Consider the following 16,264-nt stretch of genomic DNA (forward strand, 5'->3'; position numbering starts at 1 on the left):
CTACTCGCGGGTGGATTTCGTTGTGGCTGGGTCATCGAGGTAGCGGTCCACGTCGGAAGTGCTCAGCCCCCAGTCGATCAGCGCCGAACGGGTGTCCGAGCCCGGTTCGGGCGCCGGCGACGGCAGGCCGACGATCGAGCGACTGAATCGCGGCGCGGGCGCGGGCTGCAGGTGGCCGTCGATGTCGACAAACGTGTTCCGCTCGATGTTGTGCGAATGCTGTGCGGCCTCGCCGAGCCGGTACACGGGGGAGATGCACGCATCGGAGGACTCGAATGTGCGGGCCCATTCATCGCGCGTCCTGGTCCGGAACACCTGAGCCAACCGATCTGACAACTCGGGCCACCGGCTGCTGTCCCACTGTGGCCACTGATCCGCTGGCAGACCCAGCTCGCGAAGCATCGCCGCATAGAACTGCGGCTCCACCGCGCCCACCGCAACGAAGCCGCCGTCGGAAGTTTCGTAGACGTTGTAGAAATGCGCGCCACCGTCGAAGTAATTGGTCCCGGGCTCATCGGAAGACATGCCCGCATTACGCAGGGCGTGGAACACGGTGCTCAACAACGCGGTTCCTTCGACCATGGACGCATCGACGACCTGACCCAGGCCCGATTGCCGTGCCTCGAGCACGCCGCACAGCAATCCGAATGCGACGAGCATCCCGCCGCCGCCGAAATCGCCGAGAAGGCTGAGCGGGAACGTCGGTTTGGTTCCGGGTCGGGCGATTGCGCCGAGAACACCGGCGATCGAGATGTAGTTGATGTCGTGACCGGGCCGTGCGGACAGCGGCCCGTCCTGGCCGTACCCGGTGGCGCGGCAATAGACCACTCGCGGGTTCCGCGCGTGGATCACCTGCGGGCCCAGCCCGTGCTTCTCCATGACGCCGGGGCGGAAGCCTTCGATCAGCGCGTCGGCGGACTCGACGAGGGTCAGGACCAGATCACGCCCGGCGGCGGTGCTCAAGTCGCATTCGACTGAAGGCCGGCCGCGATGCATGTGGTTCCAGGCCCCGCTGCCGATGCTCTGAACTGCCGAGCGCTCGAGTCGGATGACCTCGGCGCCCATGTCGGACAACAGCATTCCGGCGAATGGGGTGGGTCCAAGGGCGGCAATCTCGATGACCTTGACGCCTGCTAGCGGGCCCATTCCTTTCATCGGTCCTCCGAAGGGCGCACGACCCGAACGTAATCAATACTGCACGGTTAGATTAACGCTGATGTAGTGCTGTTGTTGGTGCAGATGGATAGCCGGTCAGCGCGAGTCGACGATGTAGCCGCTCAACATGCCCAGCACTTGATGGACGAGTTCGTCGGCGTTGACTCGCCCAGAGGTGTGAAACCAGCGCGCGATGGACAACAGCATTCCGTTGAGCAGGTTCGCCGATGTTCCGATGTCGAGATCGTCGCGGATGACTCCGGCCTCGACGCATTCATGCAGAAGCTTCTCGGTGGCATGGTTGACGTCGCGCGCCCACGACAGATAATTGCGTAGCGCCTGTGGGGAAAGTTGGTGCTGGTCGGCGGTAAGCACTGCGTAATAAGTCCGATAGGTGATTGCGGATTCGATCTGAACACGGATGAACGCGATGAGTTTGTCTCGCGGCGACTGATCACTGGTCAGGATCTGTTCGATATTGTGCCGCAGCGGATAGATGATCTGCTCCACGATCGTTTCCAGTAACCAGCGCTTGGAGTCGACGTACTGATAGACGGTCGGCTTGCTGACCCCGGCCTCTGCGGCGATGTCGGCGATGGTCGCATCGACGTAGCCGACCCGCTCGAACACCCGCGCTGCGGCGTCCACCAGCTCCTGCACGGAGGTGACGCGTCGGCGTGCCATTCGAACTCCCTCCGTTTGCGCCGGGCGCATATGAGTCGCACGGGTAAAGATAACTGTACCGGGTGCGCCGCTCATCGTGGCTGCATCCGGGTCGCGGCGTCGAGGCGAACGCATTCGGCGTTGAGGTACTCGTTCTCGACGAGGTGTCGAACCAGGCGGGCGAACTCGGCCGGCCGGCCGAGTCGCTTCGGTTCCAGCACCGATTCGAGCAGTCCGTCGCGGACCGCGTCTGGTAGCGAGGCCGACATCGGGGTGTCGAACAGCCCTGGGGCGACGGTATTGACCCGAATTCCGCTGCCGGCCAGGTCCCGTGCCGCTGGCAGGGTGAGACCGATGATCCCTGCCTTGCTCGCGCCGTATGCGGCCTGCCCGCTCTGGCCGTCGAACGCCGCGCCCGATGCCGTATTGACAATGACGCCCCGCTCGCCGTTCTCGGGGTCGTGGCGCATCATCGCGGCGGCACTGACCCGCATCGCGTTGAAGGTGCCGACGAGGTTGACGGCCACCGTCCGTTCGAACTCGCTCAGGTCGGCGGGTCGGCCTTTCGACACGAGCTTGGCAGCCGACACCACACCGGCAGTGTTGACGTCGATGTGTAGCGCGCCAAACGCATGCAACACGGCGTCCACCGCAGCCTCCATCGAGTTGGCGCTGGTGGTGTCCGCCTGCACCGCAAGTGCATCCGGTAGACCGTCGGCTACCCGCTGTGCCGCGTCGGCATCGCGATCGAGCACTGCGATACGACCGCCGGCGGCCGCGAACTCCTCACACACAGCCGTGCCCAGCCCCGAGGCGCCGCCGACCACGACGACGACCTTGCTGTCGATATTCACAAGGGTCCCTTCGTATTACAAACCACCGCGCTACTCCCCGGCCTATCGCCCGGTGAACGTCGGTTCTCGTCGATCACCAAAGGCCCGAAGGCCTTCGGAGAAGTCAGCGCTCTTGGAATACGCGGTGCATTCCGCGAGTTCGAGTGCGAGCGCATCGGCCAGCGGCCGGTCCGCGCCCTCGTCGACAACCCGCTTCATCCCGGCGATGCCGAGCGGACTGTGCCTGCCGATCGCGTCGGTCAGCGCCGACACGGCGCTCGCCAACTCCTCGGCCGCAACCACCTGCGATACCAGCCCGGCGTCGAACATCCGCTGCGCCGTCCAGCGGTCCGCGGTGAACAGCAGGTGCTTGGCGCGGTTCATCCCGATCTTGCGCGGCAAGCGTGTTGCCCCGCCGGCGGCCGGGAAGAGCCCGTAGCGGGCGTGTCCGTCGCTGAAGACGGCCTCGGTGGTGGCGACCACCAGATCACAGGCCAGCACCAGTTCCAACCCGCCCGCAATCGCGGCACCGTGCACCGCCGCAATGACCGGTTTTGGGTGGTTCGCAACCTGATCGAACAGCGCGGCAGCTGTTTTCAGGAAGGCCACCACGTTGCCGTGGTCCTCCATTGCGCCCACCCGCTTGAGATCGGCCCCGGCGCAGAATGTGGGTCCGGTTGCGGCTATCACCACGGCCCGAACGCCGGTGTCCTCGGCGGCGCGGGTGAGACCCGTTCCGATCAGGTCGAACACTTCGCGGGACAACGCGTTGCGGGCATCCGGTCGGTTCAGCGTTATCCACGCCGCGCTGTTGCGGACGTCGTATCGAACTTCCTCGGCGGCCACGTTGTTGCTGTCAGTCATTTTCGGCTCCTGCGGGGTCAGCGGTGGTGGATCAGGCAGCAACGTCAACGGGCGTCGACAACAATGCCGCCGTCCCGCCGACACCGGCAATCGCCTCGAAGAAGCCCGCGGCCGCGGCCATCAGCAACTGCCGGCCGTCGTGGCCGCCGAGGGCGCAGGTGTACACGTTGACGCCATCGGGGTGGGCGACTTCGTCAACGATCTGACCGGCAGGCGAGACACGCACGCAGCGTTGGTGATTCGCGTCGGCAACCCAAATATGGTCCTGCGAGTCGATGGTCATACCGTCGGGGGCGAGTTCGGTGGCGGCGATCATCTGTGCCGGCCCGGCAAGTTGCGGTGCCGGGCCGAACTGCGCGAAGACGCGGCGGTCGCTCAAGGTGCCGTCGGCTCCGATCGTGAACGCCGTGAGCCGGGCGGCGAACGACTCGGCGACGATCAACGTGCCGCCGTCGGCGCTGACGACGACACCGTTCGGGCACCAGAGGTCACTGGCAGCCACGGTGACCGTGCCGTCGGGATCAACCCGGAAGAGCTCAGCGGGCCGCGGCGTTTCGCCTTCGTGGATCGCGAAACCGATGGTGCCGACCCAGGCGCGACCCAACTCATCGACGAACATGTCGTTGATCCAGTGCGGTGACAACGCTGACAAGTCCGAATGACGCGTCACCGCCCCGTCGACGCCGCGCGCGAGCAGCGACCGGTCCTTCATGGAGACGACGAGCAAGGTGCCGTCCGGCATCCAGCCCAGCCCCGAGCACAGCGCGTCGACCTGCATGAGATCCTCTCGGCGACCGGACTCGTCGAAGGCGCAGACCACGCCCTTCAACGCGTCCGAGACATACCAACGTCCGTCGCGCCAGCGCGCGCCCTCGAAGTAGTCGCCGCCTTGAACCACGGTGGTGTACTGCCGTTGCATAGCCGTCTCCTCGGTTAATCGGTCTCGGGTGCGGGTAGGTTCATGAAGCTGGGCCGCGGCCGGGTGCGGCCACTTCGGGCGTCGGCGCGGATCAGGTCGGCACCGCCCGGGTCGACGAGGTGGTCGTAGAGCTCCCGGTTGTGCGAGTGCGCCAAATGGTGGGCGTCGAAGGCGGATTGGACCGCTGCGCGTTGGCCCTGCAGATCGAGCGCGTTGTTGACGGCCCGCTTGGCGAGCCGGAGTCCGAAGCTGGGACGCGTGGCGATGCGCTGCGCCAGCTTGAGCGTTTCGGCTTCCAGCTGCTGGCGCGGTACGACGCGGTTCACCATGCCCAGCGATTCGGCGTCGAACGCGTCGATCGGCTCGCCCGTGAAGAGCATCTCCTTGGCTCGGCGATGGCCCAGTTCCCAAGGGTGGACGAAGTATTCGGCAACCGCGCAGCCGAATGCGCTGATTGGATCGTGAAAGACGGTGTCATCGGCGGCGATGATCAGGTCGCACGGCCAGATCAGTTCCAGGCCCCCGCCGATCACCCGGCCGTGCACCTGAGCGATGGTAGGACGCGGGATGTCGCGCCAACGCAGACACAGCCCGAGGAACAGTTCTTCCTCGGTGGCATACCAGCCCTCTGCCCCGGGGTCTGCGAAGCCGCCGGTGAGCGTACGCGGCGTGATGCCGTCCATGTCGTATGCCGTCTCGAACCGTAGGTCGTGCCCGGCAGAGAAATCCGGGCCGTCGGCCGCCAGGATTATGACCCGAACGGACTCATCCTGCAGGGCCCGCAGATACGCGTCGTCGAGCTCGTACAACATGGCCCGGTCCTGGGCATTTCGCTTCTCGGGCCGGGCGAGCACAATGCGCGCCACGCCGGGACTGGGTTGCTCGTAACGGATCTGGGCCGCTTCGTTGTCGCCGCTCACAGTCCGTACGACTTTCCGATGATGTCGCGCTGGATCTCACTTGTCCCGGCGTACACCGTGCCGATGATGCTCTCGCGCAGATGACGTTCCATATCGTGGTCGAGCGTGTAACCGGCTCCGCCCATGAACTGCATGCCCTCGACGGCAAGCCGTTTCGCGGTTTCGGTGACCTTCAGCTTGACCATCGACGCCTCCCTTGGGATCTGTCGGTCGGGGTCCTCGTCGAGCTTGCTCGCCAGGTTGTCGACGAGAAGCCGACAGCATTCGAGCTCGGTGGCCAGGTCGGCGATCCGGTGGCGTAGCGCCTGAAAACTGCCGATCGGCCGGCCGAACTGTTCGCGCTCCTTCAGATAGGACAGCGCATCGTCGAAGGTGCGCCGCGCTCGGCCGAGGAACATCGCCCCGCACATCAGCCTGTCGGTGTTGAGCCCCCGCATGATCTGATGCCAGGCGCGTCCCTCGGTGCCGATCACCCGGTCGGCGGGCACCACGACGTCGTCGAAGAACACATCGTTGACTTCGTCACCGCCCATGCTGGGTATCGGCCGGATCGTCATGCCGGCAGCGTCGGCCGGCACATCGAGCATCGTGATGCCTTCGTGCTTGTCGGCGCCGGTATCGGTCCGGCACATCAACAAGATGCGAGAGGCGATGTGCGCGCATGAGATCCACGTCTTCTGGCCGTTGATGACATAGGAGTCGCCGCGGCGCTCGGCGCGGCAGATCATCGAACCGGGGTCCGACCCGGCGCCGGGCTCGCTGATTGCCGTCGCGAGCACCTCACCACGGCACACCCCACCGAGGATGTCCTGCTTCTGAGCTTCGGTGCCGAAACGTTCGACCATCGTCGAGCTGACCAGGCTCACACCGAGGCCGAACAACGGCGCCAGACCGTAGGCCATCTCCTCGACCAGCCGGCAGGCGTCACTGGGCTTTCCGCCGCCGCCCCCGTAGGCGACCGGTATCGCGCAGCCGATCCAGCCGAGGTCGGCGACCTTCGCGTAAAGCTCGGGGTTGTGGGTGAGCGAACCGTCGCCGCGCAGCTTTTTGCGCTGCTCGGATGTGCCGCATTCCTTTTGCGCAAAGGCGCGCACCGATTCGACGAAGGTGTTGTCTGTGGTGGTTGGCATCGTGGCGGTTCCTCTCAGATCGTGGCGTGCTGGCCGGTCAGGGCAGCAGCGTCGCGCCGTTGTCGAGCAGATAAAACATTCCGGTGGTGAACGACGCGTCATCGCTGGCGAGGTGGGCCGCGACGGCGGCCACTTCCTCGGGCTCGCCCCAGCGATGCTGTCGATCGGCGACATAGCGGTCGACGTCCATGCCGAGGCCGGGCGCGAGCGCGTCTTTGGCTGCACTGGCGGTTTTGGTGCGGATCATGCCGGGGACAATGGCGTTGACGCGAATGTTGTCTGAGCGCAACTCCAACGCCGATGTCCGCGTCAGCGCCTCCACGCCGGCCTTGGCAGCACTATAGGAGGCCATCGACCGCATGGCAGTGCGACCGGCCACCGACGAGATGTTCACGACAGCGCCGCCGCCGCGTTCCCGCATGTGCGGCGCGGCGTGCTTGATGCCGTGGAACGTTCCGTTCAGCGTCACGCCGAGCACCCGATCCCAGTCGGCTCTGGAGGTTTCGGCCAGCGGGGACGTCGAACCGAGCGCGGCGTTGTTCACCAGCACGTCCAGGCCGCCGACTTCGGCGACGACAGCGCCTAAGGTGTCGGCCACCTCGTCTTCGTCGGCGACATCGCAACGCCTGGCCATCGCGGGTGCGCCGAGTGTAGCGGCACATGCCTCCGCGGCGCCCATGGACACATCAGCGACCACAACCGTTGCGCCCTCGGCCGAAAACCGTTGCGCGATCGCGGCTCCGATGCCACGACCCGCACCCATTACGACCGCAACTTTCTGCGTCAGCAGGCCCGCCACCGCCACCATCCTTGTCCAATAGGTTGGTTTACCAGTTAGTTAGAATACCAGCCGTAGTCTACCTCGATAACCGGGGTACGCAAGGCCTGTTCGTCATCGGCCCAGGATCATCACCGTCGCCACCGCGGCGTCCGGGCCGAGATAGCCGCCGGCGTTCTCCGACAGCCCGATCCGGGCGCCATCCACCTGTCGGGTTCCGGCCCGGCCGCGTAGCTGGTCGGTCAGTTCGACGATCTGGGCCAGTCCAGTCGCACCCAACGGGTGTCCCTTGGATTGCAGTCCGCCGCTTGGGTTCACCGGCAATCGCCCACCGATTCGAGTCTGGCCCGATCTCAACAGATCGACAGCGCCGCCCGGCTCGCACAACCCCAGCTCCTCGAGGACAATGAGCTCAGCCGGCGAGGCGGCATCGTGACATTCGACGACATCGATGTCGGCCGGGTCGATGCCGGCGCCGTCGAAGGCGCGGCGAGCAACGGCCGGCACCAGTTCGCCGTACCCGCCCGGTCGACCCGAACCGAGCGCGCTGGCCAGGATTCGGACCGGTGCCGCACCGCATCGTCGTGCAACGTCTCTGCTCATGACTACGGCGGCCGCGGCGCCGTCGCTCATCGGTGCGCACATCGGCACGGTGAGCGGGCCACTGACGCGCCGGGCGGTCAACACGTCGTGAACGGTCAAAGCACCTCCGTACTGCGCCTTTGGATTGGCCCCGCCGTGCTCGGAATTCTTCACGGCGACCCTGGCGAAATCTTCTGGGGTGGCTCCGGAGCGTTCCATGTACCAGGTGGCGAAGCGGGCGTAGATGTCCATGAACACCGAGCCTGACCCGGTGCTGCCCAGGTCGGCGATCACATCATCGAGGCGGTCCTGGTCCAACGCTGACGTCAGCGCGCCTATCGCCTTGGCTTTGTCGTCGAAATGAAGCTTCTCCGCTCCCACCGCGACGGCCACGTCCACTTGGCCCGACGCCACCGACAGCCACGCCTGACTGAATGCCGTTGCGCCCGAGGCACACGCATTCTCGACATTGATCAGGGGCGCGCCGCGCAACGCGGTGTCACGTACCGCGTGCTGGCCCCGATTGGATTCCTGACCCAGCAGAAGCCCGGCCATGACATTGCTGAAGTACACCATCTCGACCGAGTCGCCGCTGTCCGCGAGGCCGGCGTCGTCGAGTGCTTCGGCAACCGCTTCTGCCACGAGGTTGGCCAGCGTCCGGCCCTGATGTTTACCGAAGGACGTCATCCCGACGCCGGCGACCACGGCTTCCCGCATATTCGACGAACCCGCCTTCCACTCTGATGGCAATCGAAGCTAAACTTTACCAAACGGTTCAGATTGGATTCGTGGCCGGTAGCCGCGGCTCGCATGGGGTCTCCCGACCCTGAAAAGTGGGGTATGGAGACATTTCCGAGGTCGTGCATCACCGGATATGGTTCGCGCCGACCGGCGCGTCAAGCTGCGGTGGCGAAACCCAATAATGACCAGTGAAAGGGGAAGGCGACTTGATGAGCAGCTCATGGCGCAGCGACGAGACCGAGGCGGTCTACGAGCTTGCGCTGGAATTCTTTGAGCGTGAGGTCGTTTCACACAACGACGTGTGGGATGTGAAGCATTGCATCGATCGGCAGGTGTGGCGCTCGGCAGGCGAGCTCGGCCTACTGCTGTGCTCGGTACCCGAGCGCTACGGCGGCGGAGGCGGAACGTTCGCGCACGACCTCGCCGTGTTCGAAGCGCAGGGATACGCAGGTGATCTGAGCTTCGGAATCTCGGTGCACAGCGGCATTGTGCCGCACTATCTGTTGGAGTACGGCAGTGAGGCGCAGAAGTCGGCATGGCTGCCCGGCATGGCCAGCGGAGAGGTCCTCGGCGCGATCGGGATGACTGAACCGGGCGCAGGCTCGGACCTCAAGGCGATCCGTACCACCGCGATTCGCGACGGCGACCACTACGTCGTCAATGGCTCGAAGACGTTCATCACCAACGGATCTTCGGCCGACATGATCGTGCTGGCGGCCAAGACCGATCCTGGCGCCGGGGCCAAAGGGGTGTCGTTGTTGATCGTCGACCTGCGTGACTGCCCGGGGTTTTCGGTCGGCCGGGTGCTCGACAAGGTGGGCCAGCACGGCGCGGATACCTCGGAGCTGTCGTTCACCGATGTGCGCGTACCGGTGGACAATCTGCTCGGCGGGGCAGAGGGCCGCGGGTTCGGTCAGCTGATGGCCCAACTGGTCCAGGAACGGTTGATCATCGGTGCGCAGGCCAGCGGCGCCATGCAGCGGGCGGTACGAGAAACGCTGCGCTATACCCAAGAGCGCCAAGCGTTCGGGCACCGCCTGTTCGATCTCCAGAACACGGCATTCGAGCTCGCCGAATGCCACACCATCGCCACCACCTCTCGGGTATTTCTCGACCACTGCATCGAAAAGCACCTACGCGGACAACTCGACGCCGCTGAAGCCGCGATGCTCAAATACTGGCTCACCGACCGGCAGTGCGAGGTCGTCGACCGCTGCGTGCAGCTACACGGCGGATACGGCTACATGCGGGAGTACTTGATCGCCCGCATGTATGAAGACGCTCGTGCCCAGCGGATCTACGCCGGCGCGAACGAGGTGATGAAGTCGATCATCGCCAAGTCGCTGAGGTGAGTCCGGCTCCTAGACGTGTTTCGGGCTCATCGGGCACGACCCGGCGTGGACGCAGCGCTGACGCCTTCGGGTTTCATTGCCCGCACAGCTGGGAAGGATAGAGAACTAAGTCGAAAGGATTTCGGTGACGTTCTCCATCTGTGCGTACGATCCCGCCACCGGGCAGCTGGGCGTCGGCGCCATCACCGCCATGCTCGGAGTCGGCAAACTCGTCTCGCACGCTCGGACCGGTGTTGGCGCGGTGGCGTCGCAGGCCATGATGAACCCGTACCTGGCGATCGACAGTCTCGAGTTGATGGCCGCGGGCCATTCCGCCCAGGAGGCGCTCGACGAAGTGATCGGCCGCGACGACGGACGCGATTATCGGCAGGTCGGCGTCGTCGACGCGCAGGGCAACACCGCCGCGTGGACCGGCGCCCGCACGGAACGCTGGGCCGGGCACGTGCATCGGGGCGACACGGTGGCACAGGGCAATCGTCTGGTCGGCGTCGAGACGCTCGAGGCGACCTTGGACGCCTTCTATGCGAATCAGCACCTTGACCTCGCGCACAGACTTCTACGCGCGCTGCAGGCCGGGGAAGCCACCGGCGCAGACCTGAAGGGCTCCCTGTCGGGAGCGATCTATGTGGTCGACACTGAGGAATACCCGCTCTGGGATGCGCGCGTGGACCATGCCGAAGATCCTGCGGCCGCCCTCGAGTCGCTTGTCGACGAGTTCCAGGACGGGCTCCTGCCACAGGTGTTGAAGTTGTCGACTCGCGCGGACTATGTGGGGACGATGGCTCGCGAGGCCATGGCCGGAAATTAATCACTTCACGCTGTAGCGCGATTTTTGCACCAGGATCGCGACCAGGCAGATGGCCGACAGCACCGCGACTGCCACCGCGAAAATCACACCCGCGGTGCGCAATCCCCAGGCTTCGGCGGCTAAGCCCTCGCCGACCACCGGCAGCGAGATGGCCACATAGCCGACGACGAAGTAGGTCGAGTTCACCTCCGCGCGACGCTCCGCCGGGGTGCGCTCGGCGATCGCGGCGAGCCCGCGGCTGAACGCGATACCGTGGCCGACGCCGGATATCAGCCCGGCGGCGATCAGCCCGAGCAGCGATGAAAGTCCAAGCGCGCCAGCCAAAAGGACCATGCCCGCGATGAGGATCACGCAGCCGATTGCCACCGCGCGCTGCGGCTCCATGCCGCCGACAACCACCTGGGTCACCGCCGACGCGATGAAGATCGAGCTGGCGACCAGACCGGCCACGGCGTCGTTGTCGATTCCGGCGACGTCGGCGACGAAGGCCGGCGCCACCGCCATGAACAGACCGGTCACCGCGAAACCCGCGAACCCGGCGAGCGCGGCGATGGTGAACACCGCGCGCACCTCGGCGGGCACCGACAACCGCTGCATGCCGAGTCGGCCGGTGCGCTCCGACGTCTCGGGTGCGATCAGCACGGCGACGCCCGCCAGCAGCGCGAGCACGATGTGCACGACGAAGCTCAAATGCAGCGGTCCGGGTGCGTACTGGACGAGCACGCCGGCCACCACCGGTCCGGCGCCCAGCCCGCCGATGTTGGCGATGGTCGCGACCGCCGCCGCCCTGGTCCGCCAGTTCGGCGGGGCCGCCTCGATCACCGCGGCGGTCGCCGTCCCGGTGAACAGCCCCGCCGACAACCCCGACAACACCCGGCCGACCGACAGCAAGGTCACCGAGTCGGCCGTCAGGAACACCGCGGCGCTGAGCACCGCGGCCAACACCCCGGCCAATAGGATCGGTCGCCGTCCGATGACGTCGGACCAGCGGCCGAACGCCACCAGGGCGAACAGCACTCCGCCCGCATACATCGCGTAGATGACGGTGGTGGTCAACACCCCAAAACCCAGCTGTTCGGCGTAGAGCGAATACATGGGCGTGGGCATCGTGGTGCCGAGCATGATGGCTGCGAAGGCATAGGCCAGCAGCGGAAAAGCGAACCGGCTCCTAGTCACGACGGGAAGCAACTCGGTGGGCTGCAACCCTATTCCAGTGCGCCGATTAGTGCGCCACCGCCTGCTCGGCGCCGACGCCGGTCAACGTACGCACCTCGAACTCGGCGTTGATCTGCGGGTCGCCGCGGTCCTGTGAGGTCAGCGTACCGACGATGCCGAGCGCGAACGCCAGCGGAATCGACACGATGCCGGGATTGGCCAGCGGGAACCACGCGAAGTCGACGTTGGCGAGCATCGCCGTCTTCGCACCCGACACCGCGGGGGAGAAGATGATCAACACAATGGTCGAGATCAGCCCGCCGTACATGCTCCACAGCGCTCCGCGGGTGTTGAAGCGCGGCCAGTACAGCGAGTACAGGATCGTCGGAAGGTTGGCGGCGGCGGCGATGGCGAACGCCAGCGCGACCAGGAACGCGATGTTCTGCTCGGCGGCCAGGACGCCGAGGCCGATCGCCAGGGTGCCGAGCACCACCACGGTGATCCTCGAGACCCGCACCTGCTGGCGTTCGCCCACGTCGTCGTCGCCGTGGCGCCGCAGCACGTTGGCGTAGATGTCGTGCGCGAACGACGTTGCGGCGGTGATGGTGAGCCCGGCGACCACCGCCAGGATCGTGGCGAACGCGACCGCGGAGATGACCGCGAGCAGGATCACCCCGCCCAGTTCGAAGGCCAGCAGCGGGGCGGCCGAGTTCTGCGCGCCGGGTGCAGCGAGGATGACGTCGGGCCCGACGAGCGCGGCGGCACCGTAGCCCAGCGCCAGCGTGAATAGATAGAACGCGCCGATCAACCAGATCGCCCAGACCACCGAGCGGCGTGCCTCCTTCGCCGAGGGCACGGTGTAGAAGCGCATCAACACATGCGGCAGACCGGCGGTGCCGAGCACCAGCGCCAGCGCCAGTGAGATGAAGTTGATCTGCGACGTCAGCGAGGCGCCGTATTGCGCGCCGGGAGCCAGTACGTCGCGGCTGGCGACCGCTTCGTTCGCCGAACCTGATACCGCCGACTGGGCGGCGCCGAGAATCGACGAGAGGTTCACCCCGAACTTGGCCAGCACCATCACGGTCATCATCGCGGCGCCGCCGATCAGCAGGACGGCCTTGATGATCTGCACCCAGGTGGTGCCCTTCATGCCGCCGATCAGCACGTAGAGGATCATCAGCACGCCGACGACGGCGATCACCACGGCCTGGCCGAAGTCGCTGGACACGTTGAGCAGCAGCGCCACCAGACCGCCGGCGCCTGCCATCTGCGCCAGCAGGTAGAACAGGCAGACCGCCAGCGTGGTGGTTGCCGCGGCCAGGCGTACCGGCCGTTGTCGAAGCCGGAAGCTGAGCACGTCGGCCATCGTGAATTTACCCGCGTTGCGCAGCAATTCGGCCACCAAGAGTAGCGCCACCAGCCAGGCCACCAGAAAGCCGATGGAGTAGAGGAAGCCGTCGTAGCCGTAGACCGCGATGGCGCCGGCGATGCCGAGGAAGCTGGCCGCCGAGAGGTAGTCACCGGAGATCGCGATGCCGTTCTGCGGTCCGGTAAACGACCGACCCGCGGTGAAGAACTCCGTCGCGGTGGCGTTGCGTTTACTCGCCCTGATCACGATGTAGAGCGTCACGGCGACGAACAGCGCGAAGATGGCGATGTTGGTGACGGGGTTACCGACGGCCGCGGCCTGTGCCAGCACGTCGACGTTCATGCGGCGCCGCCCTCGAGTTTGGCGGCGATGGCCTCGGCCCGCGGGTCGAGGTCACGGTTGGCGAACCGGACGTAGATCCAGGTAATGACGAACGTGGACACGAACTGGCCCAACCCGATCAACAATCCGACGTTGATGTTGCCCCACACCTTGATCGCCATGAAGTCATGGGCGAACGCCCCCAACAGCACATAGGCGGAGTACCAGATGAGAAACAGCGCGCTCATCGGAAACACGAAGCGGCGCAATCTACTTCGTAAGTCGGCGAATTCGGGGCTGGCCGCAGCGGCAAGGTAATCGTTGCCGCTGATCGGTGCCACGCGCGGCGTGTAGTGGGTCTCGGGCAAGGCGGCTCCTGACCTCGATGTGCAGATGTGCGTGCGCCAGCCTATGAGACGTGCGTCACATTCGGCTCGTTCCCACAGGATGTGCCGTTCAAACTTCGCACCTGGACAGCCGCGGCCGGGTTCTCCTATTGAACCGGGCAGGCGTACTTTCTGGCCACGTCGAACACCCGCTCCTGTGCTCCTGGGCCGATGACTCCTTGAGCGGCCATCTCCAAACCGATGTAACCGGGCAGACCGCCTACACACGCTTGGTGAGCAACGCGCCAGGCGGTATCCGGATTGAAGTGATAGCCGTTGCGTTCCAGGCCTTGCATGTATTCGTCGAACGCCGGTGTGCCCTGGTCCGGTATCGCTTGAGCCGGGCTGGCCAACGCGAGGGCGGCGACCACCGCGGCAACCAGAGCTGCAATCACCCGTTTCATGTCGGCCTCCTAGGGGTGTATCCAGCGGTTACGTCGCTACGATCGCACACCTCAGCGACATGACGTGCCGGTTCACTGCAGCCGATCACTCGCACGCGTCGTCCTAGACTGAGGAGGTGGCGAAACTGCAGCTAGTACAAGATCCTGCGGCCGACGCGCTGCTGGAGTCCAACCCGTTTGCGCTGCTGGTGGGCATGTTGCTCGATCAGCAGTACCCGATGGAGGCGGCATTCGCCGGTCCGAAGAAGATCGCCGACCGGATGGGCGGCGAGCTCGACCCGCATGAGATCGCCGCCTACGACCCCGAGAAGTTCGCCGGGCTGTGTTCGAAAACCCCTGCGGTGCACCGGTTCCCGGGCTCGATGGCCAAACGGATCCAGGCGTTGGCGCAACTCGTCGTCGACCGCTACGACGGTGACGCTGCCGCAGTGTGGACCGCCGACGACCCCGACGCCGCGGAGGTGCTGAAGCGGCTCAAGAGCCTGCCCGGCTTCGGCGAGCAGAAGGCGAAGATTTTCCTGGCGCTGCTGGGCAAGCAGTACGGGGTGACACCGGACGGTTGGCGCAAGGCCGCGGGCGACTACGGCAAGGATGGCTCCTACCTGTCGATCGCCGACGTGGTCGATGCCGGCTCGCTGGAGAAGGTGCGCAGCGCCAAGAAGCAGGCCAAGGCCGCCGCGAAGGCCGCAAAGGGCTAGTCCCGCGCCCCGAGGGCTTCGGAGTCCAGCGCGGCCAACGCCGAGACGATGCTGGCGACCACCCGTCCGGTCGTCGTACCGGTGTCCAATCCCTCCTTGAGGGTGCGCAGCCTGATTCCGCGGTCGGTGAGGTTGGCGATCGTGCGGGTCACCTCTGCGGTCGAGACGCCCAGCCGGTCCAGGGCGACGACGATGATCGTGTCTCCCGAGCGGGCGTAGCTCAACATCGCGTGCAGACCGGCGCGCACCCGGTCGGCCGATTCGGACAACGTGTCGGTGAACACCCGACGAGGGTCGACGCCCGCGTCGGAGAGCGCCGCGAGCTGACCTTCGAGGTTCTGCCCGACGGCGCTTGCTGTGGCGTAGCCCAGCATGCAGGTCACCTTGACAAGGTCTCATGGCAAACGGCGGTTGGGAACCAGACGCGCTCATCGAGTCGGCTCGGCAGCCGAACTGTAACCCGTTGTCAACCTGGGTTGGCTGCGGGTTGGCTTACGGCCCCCAGCGGTTCCCCGTCGAAGCGCTCCCGGGTGGCGATCTGGGACACCGGTTTGCGGCTGAGCTTGCTGAGCTGGCGGGTCGGCTTGCCGAGCGGCAGCAGCGCCGCAACCGCATAGTTGTCCGGGATGCCGAGCAACTCTCGGACACGCGGCTCCTCGGCCACGGCCGCGGTGGTGAGCACACCGCCGTAGCCCTCGTTGCGGGCCGCCAGCAGGATGTTCCAGACGAACGGGTACACCGACGCGCCCGCGATCAGGCCGACGCGGTCCAGGTGCTGGTCGAACGCCGCGACTACGCCTAGGTCGACGCACACCACCAAGACGACGTCGGCCCCGCGCAATGGGGACTGCGTCGGCACCTCGACCGCGGCGATGGTCTCCTCGTCGACGCCGGTTGGCTGCAACGCATTCCACGGGTTTTCCCCGTGTCTCAGCTGGGCGATGTAGCGCTTGGTCCCGGGAACCGTGCATTCGATCAGCGATTCGCGCGTCTGGGGATCTCGCACGGCGATGACGCGGTTGCCCTGGCGGTTGCCGCCGCTCGGCGCGAACCGGGCGTTGTCGAGGATGCGGACGAGCACGTGGTCGGGCAGCGGATCGCCGGTGAACTCGCGAACGGCAAACGTTGAGCGCATGACGTTGTAGAGGTCCATGCTCTCCATCTTTCACGTCGCGTATACCGACCT

At 65.9% G+C, this 16,264-nt stretch carries 18 protein-coding genes; 3 read left to right on the forward strand and 15 right to left on the reverse strand.

Translation table 11 applies throughout. The annotated features are described in order from the left end of the window. The 9 genes from ABQF13_RS14100 to ABQF13_RS14140 form a co-directional block, all read right to left on the reverse strand. On the reverse strand, window positions 1-1,155 hold the full coding sequence (locus ABQF13_RS14100; protein ID WP_448393368.1) for a CaiB/BaiF CoA transferase family protein: 1,155 nt from the start codon (window positions 1,153-1,155) through the stop codon (window positions 1-3). Window positions 1,156-1,251: 96 nt separating this feature from the next. After that, window positions 1,252-1,839: a TetR/AcrR family transcriptional regulator gene (locus ABQF13_RS14105; RefSeq protein ID WP_448393369.1), complete on the reverse strand. Its 588-nt coding sequence runs from the start codon at window positions 1,837-1,839 to the stop codon at window positions 1,252-1,254. A 71-nt stretch (window positions 1,840-1,910) separates the two neighbouring features. Further along, window positions 1,911-2,672 carry an SDR family NAD(P)-dependent oxidoreductase gene (locus ABQF13_RS14110; RefSeq protein WP_448393370.1) on the reverse strand — a complete coding sequence of 254 codons (762 nt, stop codon included), beginning with the start codon at window positions 2,670-2,672 and terminating at the stop codon, window positions 1,911-1,913. Between the two features lie 42 nt (window positions 2,673-2,714). Continuing rightward, on the reverse strand, window positions 2,715-3,515 hold the full coding sequence (locus tag ABQF13_RS14115; protein ID WP_448393371.1) for an enoyl-CoA hydratase/isomerase family protein: 801 nt from the start codon (window positions 3,513-3,515) through the stop codon (window positions 2,715-2,717). A 31-nt stretch (window positions 3,516-3,546) separates the two neighbouring features. Continuing rightward, window positions 3,547-4,434 (reverse strand): SMP-30/gluconolactonase/LRE family protein, encoded by an 888-nt coding sequence (locus tag ABQF13_RS14120; protein ID WP_448393372.1) that lies wholly within the window; start codon window positions 4,432-4,434, stop codon window positions 3,547-3,549. 14 nt (window positions 4,435-4,448) lie between these two features. Further along, the gene (locus ABQF13_RS14125; protein ID WP_448393373.1) at window positions 4,449-5,354 is read right to left on the reverse strand and encodes an enoyl-CoA hydratase; all 906 of its coding nucleotides are present in this window, start codon (window positions 5,352-5,354) and stop codon (window positions 4,449-4,451) included. Then, window positions 5,351-6,484, reverse strand: a complete 1,134-nt coding sequence (locus tag ABQF13_RS14130) for an acyl-CoA dehydrogenase family protein (protein WP_448393374.1) — start codon at window positions 6,482-6,484, stop codon at window positions 5,351-5,353. Before ABQF13_RS14130 ends, ABQF13_RS14125 begins: the two co-directional genes overlap by 4 nt. 37 nt (window positions 6,485-6,521) lie before the next feature. After that, complete coding sequence (locus ABQF13_RS14135; RefSeq protein WP_448393375.1) at window positions 6,522-7,283, reverse strand: SDR family NAD(P)-dependent oxidoreductase; 762 nt, start codon at window positions 7,281-7,283, stop codon at window positions 6,522-6,524. Window positions 7,284-7,376: 93 nt separating this feature from the next. Continuing rightward, entirely contained in the window at window positions 7,377-8,561 is a 1,185-nt protein-coding gene (locus ABQF13_RS14140) for a thiolase family protein (protein ID WP_448393376.1), read from the reverse strand. A 233-nt stretch (window positions 8,562-8,794) separates the two neighbouring features. On the opposite strand from ABQF13_RS14140, the gene ABQF13_RS14145 reads away from it, so the two are divergent. After that, window positions 8,795-9,937 carry an acyl-CoA dehydrogenase family protein gene (locus tag ABQF13_RS14145; RefSeq protein ID WP_448393377.1) on the forward strand — a complete coding sequence of 381 codons (1,143 nt, stop codon included), beginning with the start codon at window positions 8,795-8,797 and terminating at the stop codon, window positions 9,935-9,937. A gap of 124 nt (window positions 9,938-10,061) precedes the next feature. Continuing rightward, on the forward strand, window positions 10,062-10,745 hold the full coding sequence (locus ABQF13_RS14150) for a DUF1028 domain-containing protein (RefSeq protein ID WP_448393378.1): 684 nt from the start codon (window positions 10,062-10,064) through the stop codon (window positions 10,743-10,745). Here ABQF13_RS14150 and ABQF13_RS14155 read toward each other — a convergent pair whose 3' ends face one another. From ABQF13_RS14155 to ABQF13_RS14170, 4 genes are all read right to left on the reverse strand, one after another. Next, window positions 10,746-11,921, reverse strand: coding sequence for an MFS transporter (locus ABQF13_RS14155; protein WP_448393379.1), 1,176 nt, complete (start codon window positions 11,919-11,921; stop codon window positions 10,746-10,748). A 46-nt stretch (window positions 11,922-11,967) separates the two neighbouring features. Then, complete coding sequence (locus tag ABQF13_RS14160) at window positions 11,968-13,611, reverse strand: monocarboxylic acid transporter (protein ID WP_448393380.1); 1,644 nt, start codon at window positions 13,609-13,611, stop codon at window positions 11,968-11,970. Next, window positions 13,608-13,958 carry a DUF485 domain-containing protein gene (locus ABQF13_RS14165; protein WP_448393381.1) on the reverse strand — a complete coding sequence of 117 codons (351 nt, stop codon included), beginning with the start codon at window positions 13,956-13,958 and terminating at the stop codon, window positions 13,608-13,610. Before ABQF13_RS14165 ends, ABQF13_RS14160 begins: the two co-directional genes overlap by 4 nt. Window positions 13,959-14,083: 125 nt before the next feature. Further along, on the reverse strand, window positions 14,084-14,380 hold the full coding sequence (locus ABQF13_RS14170) for a DUF732 domain-containing protein (protein WP_448393382.1): 297 nt from the start codon (window positions 14,378-14,380) through the stop codon (window positions 14,084-14,086). A gap of 116 nt (window positions 14,381-14,496) precedes the next feature. Here ABQF13_RS14170 and ABQF13_RS14175 point away from each other — a divergent pair, with 116 nt between their 5' ends. Beyond that, window positions 14,497-15,078 carry an HhH-GPD-type base excision DNA repair protein gene (locus ABQF13_RS14175; protein WP_448393383.1) on the forward strand — a complete coding sequence of 194 codons (582 nt, stop codon included), beginning with the start codon at window positions 14,497-14,499 and terminating at the stop codon, window positions 15,076-15,078. On the opposite strand, the gene ABQF13_RS14180 is transcribed toward ABQF13_RS14175, so the two are convergent. Next, window positions 15,075-15,461, reverse strand: coding sequence for a recombinase family protein (locus tag ABQF13_RS14180; RefSeq protein ID WP_448393384.1), 387 nt, complete (start codon window positions 15,459-15,461; stop codon window positions 15,075-15,077). The two genes, ABQF13_RS14175 and ABQF13_RS14180, sit on opposite strands and share 4 nt — an antisense overlap. Window positions 15,462-15,544: 83 nt before the next feature. Beyond that, window positions 15,545-16,231, reverse strand: coding sequence for a nitroreductase family protein (locus tag ABQF13_RS14185; RefSeq protein ID WP_448393385.1), 687 nt, complete (start codon window positions 16,229-16,231; stop codon window positions 15,545-15,547). Window positions 16,232-16,264 lie beyond the last annotated feature (33 nt).

This window comes from Mycolicibacterium sp. XJ879, from assembly GCF_053483935.1.

Excerpts from the sequence above, each read along its gene's own strand:
- ABQF13_RS14145 (WP_448393377.1), top strand. The coding sequence starts at position 8,795 with ATGAGCAGCTCATGGCGCAGCGACGAGACCGAGGCGGTCTACGAGCTT.
- ABQF13_RS14185 (WP_448393385.1), bottom strand. The coding sequence starts at position 16,231 with ATGGACCTCTACAACGTCATGCGCTCAACGTTTGCCGTTCGCGAGTTC.
- ABQF13_RS14130 (WP_448393374.1), bottom strand. The coding sequence starts at position 6,484 with ATGCCAACCACCACAGACAACACCTTCGTCGAATCGGTGCGCGCCTTT.
- ABQF13_RS14100 (WP_448393368.1), bottom strand. The coding sequence starts at position 1,155 with ATGAAAGGAATGGGCCCGCTAGCAGGCGTCAAGGTCATCGAGATTGCC.
- ABQF13_RS14120 (WP_448393372.1), bottom strand. The coding sequence starts at position 4,434 with ATGCAACGGCAGTACACCACCGTGGTTCAAGGCGGCGACTACTTCGAG.
- ABQF13_RS14170 (WP_448393382.1), bottom strand. The coding sequence starts at position 14,380 with ATGAAACGGGTGATTGCAGCTCTGGTTGCCGCGGTGGTCGCCGCCCTC.
- ABQF13_RS14115 (WP_448393371.1), bottom strand. The coding sequence starts at position 3,515 with ATGACTGACAGCAACAACGTGGCCGCCGAGGAAGTTCGATACGACGTC.
- ABQF13_RS14140 (WP_448393376.1), bottom strand. The coding sequence starts at position 8,561 with ATGCGGGAAGCCGTGGTCGCCGGCGTCGGGATGACGTCCTTCGGTAAA.
- ABQF13_RS14105 (WP_448393369.1), bottom strand. The coding sequence starts at position 1,839 with ATGGCACGCCGACGCGTCACCTCCGTGCAGGAGCTGGTGGACGCCGCA.
- ABQF13_RS14160 (WP_448393380.1), bottom strand. The coding sequence starts at position 13,611 with ATGAACGTCGACGTGCTGGCACAGGCCGCGGCCGTCGGTAACCCCGTC.